We start from the raw sequence: 6,138 nt of genomic DNA, 5'->3' as shown, positions 1-6,138 counted from the left end.
CGGGCCCCGGGTCGCCGGCCGCGGCGAGCCACTCGCGGACAACCTGGCCGACGGCGGCGTCGTCCTCCAGGGGCACGAGGTGACCGAGCCCGGGGAACGCCACCACCTCCGGGTCGCCGGGCAGCGCCTCGCGGAGCCGGGCGGCCTGCTCGAACGGGATCCACGGGTCGGCGTCGGCCCAGCCGACGCGGACCGGGCAGCGTACTTCGCCGAGCCGGCGCACGATCGGCGCGGTGTGCTCGGGCGAGAGCCGTGCGATCTGGCGGTAGAACGCCGCCTGCCCCACCGGGTCGAGCCAGGGTTCGGCGAGCATGTCGACGACGTCGTCCGGCAGCCCGTGGTTCGCGGCCCCGGCGATGTACTCGCGCACCAGGGCGCCGTGCAGCGGGCCGGGCACGGCCGCGAAGACGGCCTCGTTCTCGGCCACGAGCCGGAAGAAGGGCGACCCCCAGGGGTCCAGCGTGACGATGTCGAGCAGGAACAGGCTCGCGACGTCGACGGCCTCCAGGAGGTGGGCACCGAGGGCCACCGCTCCCCCGATGTCGTGCGCCACGACATGCGGCCGGTCCAGCGACCAGTGCCGCAGCAGCGCGGCCAGGCGCCGGCGCTGAGCCACGAGGTCGACGTCGACGTCGGGCCCCTTGGGTGAGGCGCCGTAGCCGGGCATGTCCCACAGGAAGACGCGATACTCCCGGCTCAGTGCGCGAGCCACGGGCGCCCACACCCGCGCGGACCAGGGCGTGCCGTGGCAGAGCACGACGTCGCCCGCCGGCGCGCGGTCGGCCGGCTCCAGCACCCAGGTGGCGACCCGCTCGCCCTGCCCGCGGAGATCGTCGTCCCCGGGACCAGGGCCGACCTCCAGCTCGACGACGACGGGCTCCGGCAGCTCAGCTGCGGCGACCGAGTGGGCGGCCGGCGTGCCGGCCGGGGTCAGAGGCTGTGCGGCGGACATCGCCCGACCGTACCGAAGACGCCGTCGGGCACCCCCTTCAAACCCACTCCTACCAAGGTTAGGCTGGCCTTACTCTGTTGCTATGATCGCGTCGTGATGACACATTGTCAGCACGTCTGAACTGCGTCGGAGGAGACCACGTGAGCCTGCCCGCCGAGGAATTCGCCCCAGTCCCCCTGTCTGCCGTGCTCCGTCAGGGCACCCGTGACGCCCATGCCGGCGCGAACTCGGAGCAGTTCATCGAGGAGCTCTTGTCCGGCGGGCTCACGCGCGCCGCGCACGCCGACCTGACCGCCCAGCTCCTCCCGGTGTACGAGGCACTGGAGGAGGCGAGCGCCGCCCTGGGCGACGACCACCGCGGGGCCGGCCTCGTCTTCACCGAGCTCACCCGCGTCCCGGCGCTCGAACGGGACCTGGCCTTCCTGTACGGGCCGGGATGGCGCGAGGAGATCCGCATCCTGCCGGCCACCCGCGCGTACGCGAACCACGTCCGCGAGGTCGGGGGCAGCCTGCCGCACTACACCGCGCACTCCTACACGCGGTACCTGGGCGACCTGTCCGGCGGGCAGATCGTCAAGCGCATGATGAAGGAGCACTACGGGCTGGACGAGGAGGGCGTGGCCTTCTACACCTTCCCCGACATCCCGAAGGTGAAGGTGTTCAAGGACGCCTACCGCCACCAGCTCGACCTGCTCGACCTGGACGACGACGAGGTGGCCGCGACCCTGGCCGAGACGCACCTGGCGTTCACGCTGAACCGCGCGGTCTTCACGGAGCTGGCCGCCGTCCACTGCTGACGCGTCGGGGTGCTGACGACCTCACGTCCGACATGTCACAACGTCTGACTTGTCACAGCTCAGAGGGGTCACAACCCGGCGGCCTGCGGTGTCAACTCAAGTATGGACACCATCGAACGGCGCATCTCCACCACCGCACTGGTCATCGGCACCGGGGGCTCCGGCCTCCGGGCCGCCATCGAGCTCGCCGAACAGGGGGTGGACGTCCTGGCGCTGGGCAAGCGGCCCCGCATGGACGCCCACACCTCGCTCGCCGCGGGCGGCATCAACGCGGCTCTCGGCACGATGGACGCGGAGGACAGCTGGCAGCAGCACGCCGCCGACACCATCAAGGAGAGCTACTTCCTGGCCAACCCGCACACGGCCGAGATCGTCGCGCGCGGCGCCGCCCAGGGCATCGCCGACCTGGAGCGGTACGGCATGGCGTTCGCCCGGGAGGAGGACGGCCGCATCTCGCAGCGGTTCTTCGGCGCGCACACCTACCGCCGCACCGCCTTCGCCGGTGACTACACGGGCCTGGAGATCCAGCGGTCCCTGGTGAACCGAGCGACGCAGCTCGACATCCCGATCCTGGACTCGGTCTACGTCACCCGGATCCTGACGCACGACGGCGCCGTCTTCGGCGCCTACGGCTTCGACCTCACCGACGGCACGCCGTACCTGATCCACGCCGACGCCGTGATCCTCGCCGCGGGCGGGCACAACCGCATCTGGCGGCGCACGTCCTCGCGCCGCGACGAGAACACCGGCGACTCGTTCCGCCTGGCCGTCGAGGCGGGTGCCCGGCTGCGCGACCCGGAGCTGGTGCAGTTCCACCCGTCGGGCATCCTGGAGCCCGAGAACGCGGCGGGCACGCTGGTCTCCGAGGCGGCTCGCGGCGAGGGCGGCATCCTGCGCAACGCGCTGGGCGAGCGGTTCATGGCGAAGTACGACCCCGAGCGGATGGAGCTGTCCACCCGCGACCGCGTGGCCCTGGCCGCGTACACGGAGATCAAGGAGGGACGCGGCACCGAGAAGGGCGGGGTCTGGCTCGACGTCTCGCACCTGCCACGGGAGACGATCATGACGCGCCTGCCGCGCGTCTACCAGACGATGCTCGAGCTGCAGATGCTCGACATCACCACCGACCCGATCGAGATCGCGCCCACCGCGCACTACTCGATGGGCGGGGTCTGGGTGCGGCCCGAGGACCACAGCACCGAGGTGAACGGCCTGTACGCGATCGGCGAGGCGTCCAGCGGCCTGCACGGCGCCAACCGCCTCGGCGGCAACTCGCTCATCGAGCTGCTGGTCTTCGGCCGCCTCGTCGGCCGTGCCGCCGCGGCCTACTCCGCGGGCCTGGAGGCCCAGCTCCGCTCGCACGACGCCGAGGCCCGCGCCCGCGCCGAGGTCGCCGACCTGCTGGCCGCCGACGGCACCGAGAACGTGCGCGCCCTGCAGCGCGCCGTGCGCAACACCATGACCGAGCACGCCGGCGTCGTCCGGGACGAGGAAGGGCTGCTCGCGGGGCTCGAGGAGCTGGCGGAGATCGAGGAGCGCGCCACGCACGTCGGCGTGCACCCGGACATCGCGGGCTACCAGGACCTCGCCCACGCGTTCGACCTCAAGGCGTCCCTCATCGCGGCACGGGCCACGCTGGAGGCCGCGCTCGAGCGGCGTGAGACCCGCGGCTGCCACAACCGCAGCGACTACCCGGACCTGGACCCGAACCTGCAGGTGAACCTGGTCTGGTCGCCGACGACGGGCGTCGTCCGCGAGGAGATCCCCGCCGTCCCGGAGGAGATCGCCGCCCTGATCGCGGCCCAGGAGGTCTCGACGGCGGGCAAGCTCGTCGAGTGACCGAACCACGGCTCGGCTGAGCGCCGGATCTCGGCCCCTTTCGAGACTCGGAAAGGGCCGAGATCTCGCGCTCAGCGGAGGTGGCGGGGGTCGTGGGTGTCGCCCGTCGCGCGCTCCGTCCAGCCCGGCCAGACGCGCCGTGCGTCGCGCGGGTGCAGCTTGCCGCCCAGGTGCATGGCCCGCCACACACCGCGGTAGCCCGGCAGGATGCCGGACGCGATGACCACGTGGCCGACGACGACCGGGGTCACCACGTACGTCGACCACCGGTGGATCTGGGCGAACCACACGAACATCGGCCCGCCGCTGACCAGCACCAGCCCGATCCCGGAACCGATCAGCGCCAGCAGCGTGACGACGAGCACGAGGTTGGCGACCCGCTGCCCCGGGTCGAACCGCCCCTCGTGCCGACCGAACCGGCCCGTGAGGATCGCGGCCGGCCAGCGCCGGAACCACGCGCCGTCGCCGTGCTGGAACCGGACGGTCTCGCGCCAGAACACCCGCCACCCGCGGGCGCCGACGACGACGGTCAGCGCGGTGACCCCCGCGAGCACCCAGCCGGCCACGGTGTGCACCTCGGTGTCCGGGACCCCCGTGACCCGGGCGATGAGGCTCGGGCTGCCCTCGTTGCCGAGCAGCAGCCACCAGCCGGTGATCAGCAGGACGATGACGGACACGTACACGCAGGCGTGGAACCAGCGCGCGGCTCGGCGGTTGCGCTCGACGGTGCCGGCGGCGTGCTGCTCGGTGTCGTGCTGTCCGGTGTCGTGCTGTCCGGTGTCGTGCTGTCCGGTGTCGTGGTGCTCAGTAGGACCCACCGCTGTCTCCCGTGCTGTCACCCGTACTGCCGCCCGACCCCACGGTCACGTTGACCTGGGTCTCCACCCCGGCCGCGGAGTGGTCGGCGTTGCGCAGCGACGCGTCGATCTCGTGGTCACCCGCGGGCAGGTCGGTGATCTCGACGCTGTTGCCCTCGACGACCTGGTACTCCTGGTCGTTGCCGTCGAAGAACACGTGGACGTGGTTCTTGCCGGTATCCGGCGCACCGAGCTCCTCGCTGGACTTGAGCTCGACCGTGAACGGCGTCTCGACCGTGGCGCCGTCGGCCGGGGACGTGATCTCGAGGGTCATGCCGCCCCCGGCCCCGGCTCCGGCTCCGCCCGAGTCGGTCGAACCGCCACCGTCGTAACCGCCACCGGTGCCGCCGGTGCTGCCGCAACCCGCCGCGAGCAGCACCGTCAGCACGGCGCCGGCGGCGAGCCTCGCTCCTCGTAGTCTGGACATGGTTGTCTCCCTTGTTCCGGGGCTCACCCCGGGCTCGATCCGGACGTCGGCGGCGCCCGTCACCAGTCCCTACGTGTCGGGCCGCCCGGCGGATCTCTCGGCCCGCGGACTCGTCACGAACTTCGGCCGGCACGAGATCGGCCCGGCACGAGATCGGTGCGGCACGAGATCAGTCCGGCAGAGATCCGCACGCGGGTCCGGCACGTAGGAAAGGGCATGACGGCATCGGACGAGGCGCTCCTCGCCGGGATGGCCGCGGACGACGAGGACGCGGCGGCCGTGTTCGTGCGCCGGCACCAGGCCCGGGTGTACGGGCTGGCGCTCTTCGTCGTCGGTATCCCCGCGGTCGCCGAGGAGGTGGCGCAGGAGACCTTCGTCCGGGCGTGGCGGCACGCCGACGGGTTCGACCCCCGGCGGGGACGCGCGACGACGTGGCTGCTCGCGATCGCCCGGCACGCCGCGATCGACGTGCTCCGGGTACGCCGCGACGTGCCCGTGGACCCGGTGATCATGGCGGAACGGATCACAGCGCAGGCGGTCGGTGACCCCGACCGCCTGGCGGACCAGGTGGCGACCGGCACCACCGTGGACGCCGCGTTGTCCCACGTGCCCCGCGAGCAGGCGACGGCGGTGGTGCTCGCGTCGGTGTTCGGGCTCAGCGGTGCCGAGATCGCGGAGCGCACGGGGGTGCCCCTCGGGACGGCGAAGACCCGCATCCGGCTCGGGCTGCGGCACCTGCGGGACGAGCTGGCGAGCAGCCGGGAGGTGGATCGACCATGAACTCGCGCGGCGGGAACGGCGGCGGGAACGGCGGCGGCAGCGACAACGGGAACGGCGGCAGGAACGGCGGCAGGAACGGCGGTAGAAGCGGAGATGGGAACGGAGACATGAACGGCACCGACCGCTGCGCCGACCTGCGCGACGCACTCACCGAGGTGGCGCTGGGGGTCGCCGACGGCACCACGCGCGGCGAGGTGATGGCGCACCTGGCCACCTGCGACCGGTGCCGGGACGAGCTGTCTTCACTGTCCGCGACCGCGGACGAGCTGCTCCTGCTGGTCCCGGAGCGTGAGCCCGCTGCGGGGTTCGAGGGCCGCGTGCTGGACCGGCTCACGCCGAACCCGGCGAGATCGACCGAGGAGGCCGGGGCTGCCGGGGCCGCCGGAGAAGCGAGACTCGCCAAGGCACCCGGGTCTGCCCCTGCGGCCGGGTCTGCCGGGGCCAGGGGCCCCGCGACCGTCCGCCGGCACCGGATGCGCCGCGCGG

The 6,138-nt window shown here is 72.7% G+C and carries 7 protein-coding genes; 4 read left to right on the top strand and 3 right to left on the bottom strand.

Features of this window, described 5'->3' with window-relative positions:
* Window positions 1-952: alpha/beta fold hydrolase (locus tag PROKR_RS23315; RefSeq protein WP_245605945.1), on the bottom strand; the 952-nt coding region annotated here is incomplete at its 3' end.
* A 140-nt stretch (window positions 953-1,092) separates the two neighbouring features.
* Between PROKR_RS23315 and PROKR_RS23310 the strand changes: the two genes are divergently transcribed.
* Together PROKR_RS23310 and PROKR_RS23305 are read left to right on the top strand one after the other, a co-directional pair.
* A complete protein-coding gene (locus PROKR_RS23310) occupies window positions 1,093-1,749 on the top strand; it encodes a biliverdin-producing heme oxygenase (protein ID WP_036968115.1) in 657 nt (218 codons plus the stop codon).
* Window positions 1,750-1,851: 102 nt separating this feature from the next.
* Complete coding sequence (locus PROKR_RS23305) at window positions 1,852-3,588, top strand: L-aspartate oxidase (protein ID WP_036968112.1); 1,737 nt, start codon at window positions 1,852-1,854, stop codon at window positions 3,586-3,588.
* Window positions 3,589-3,659: 71 nt separating this feature from the next.
* On the opposite strand, the gene PROKR_RS23300 is transcribed toward PROKR_RS23305, so the two are convergent.
* Both PROKR_RS23300 and PROKR_RS23295 read right to left on the bottom strand, forming a co-directional pair.
* A complete protein-coding gene (locus PROKR_RS23300) occupies window positions 3,660-4,406 on the bottom strand; it encodes a cytochrome b/b6 domain-containing protein (protein ID WP_245605944.1) in 747 nt (248 codons plus the stop codon).
* Complete coding sequence (locus tag PROKR_RS23295) at window positions 4,393-4,872, bottom strand: hypothetical protein (RefSeq protein WP_157602565.1); 480 nt, start codon at window positions 4,870-4,872, stop codon at window positions 4,393-4,395. The genes PROKR_RS23300 and PROKR_RS23295 overlap by 14 nt, the downstream gene beginning before the upstream one ends.
* Window positions 4,873-5,088: 216 nt before the next feature.
* Here PROKR_RS23295 and PROKR_RS23290 point away from each other — a divergent pair, with 216 nt between their 5' ends.
* Together PROKR_RS23290 and PROKR_RS30965 are read left to right on the top strand one after the other, a co-directional pair.
* Window positions 5,089-5,652, top strand: a complete 564-nt coding sequence (locus PROKR_RS23290) for an RNA polymerase sigma factor (protein WP_036968107.1) — start codon at window positions 5,089-5,091, stop codon at window positions 5,650-5,652.
* A gap of 107 nt (window positions 5,653-5,759) precedes the next feature.
* Window positions 5,760-6,138, top strand: a 379-nt coding sequence (locus PROKR_RS30965; protein WP_211240212.1) for a zf-HC2 domain-containing protein, incomplete at its 3' end; no start/stop codon positions are given.

Origin of the sequence: Promicromonospora kroppenstedtii DSM 19349 (assembly GCF_000515355.1) — a bacterium.
In the GTDB taxonomy this organism is placed as follows: Bacteria; Actinomycetota; Actinomycetes; order Actinomycetales; family Cellulomonadaceae; genus Promicromonospora; species Promicromonospora kroppenstedtii.
Note: the sequence above shows the minus strand (reverse complement) of the source record. Positions and strands in the feature narration are given on the sequence as shown.

Excerpts from the sequence above, each read along its gene's own strand:
- PROKR_RS23305 (WP_036968112.1), top strand. The coding sequence starts at position 1,852 with ATGGACACCATCGAACGGCGCATCTCCACCACCGCACTGGTCATCGGC.
- PROKR_RS23295 (WP_157602565.1), bottom strand. The coding sequence starts at position 4,872 with ATGTCCAGACTACGAGGAGCGAGGCTCGCCGCCGGCGCCGTGCTGACG.
- PROKR_RS23290 (WP_036968107.1), top strand. The coding sequence starts at position 5,089 with ATGACGGCATCGGACGAGGCGCTCCTCGCCGGGATGGCCGCGGACGAC.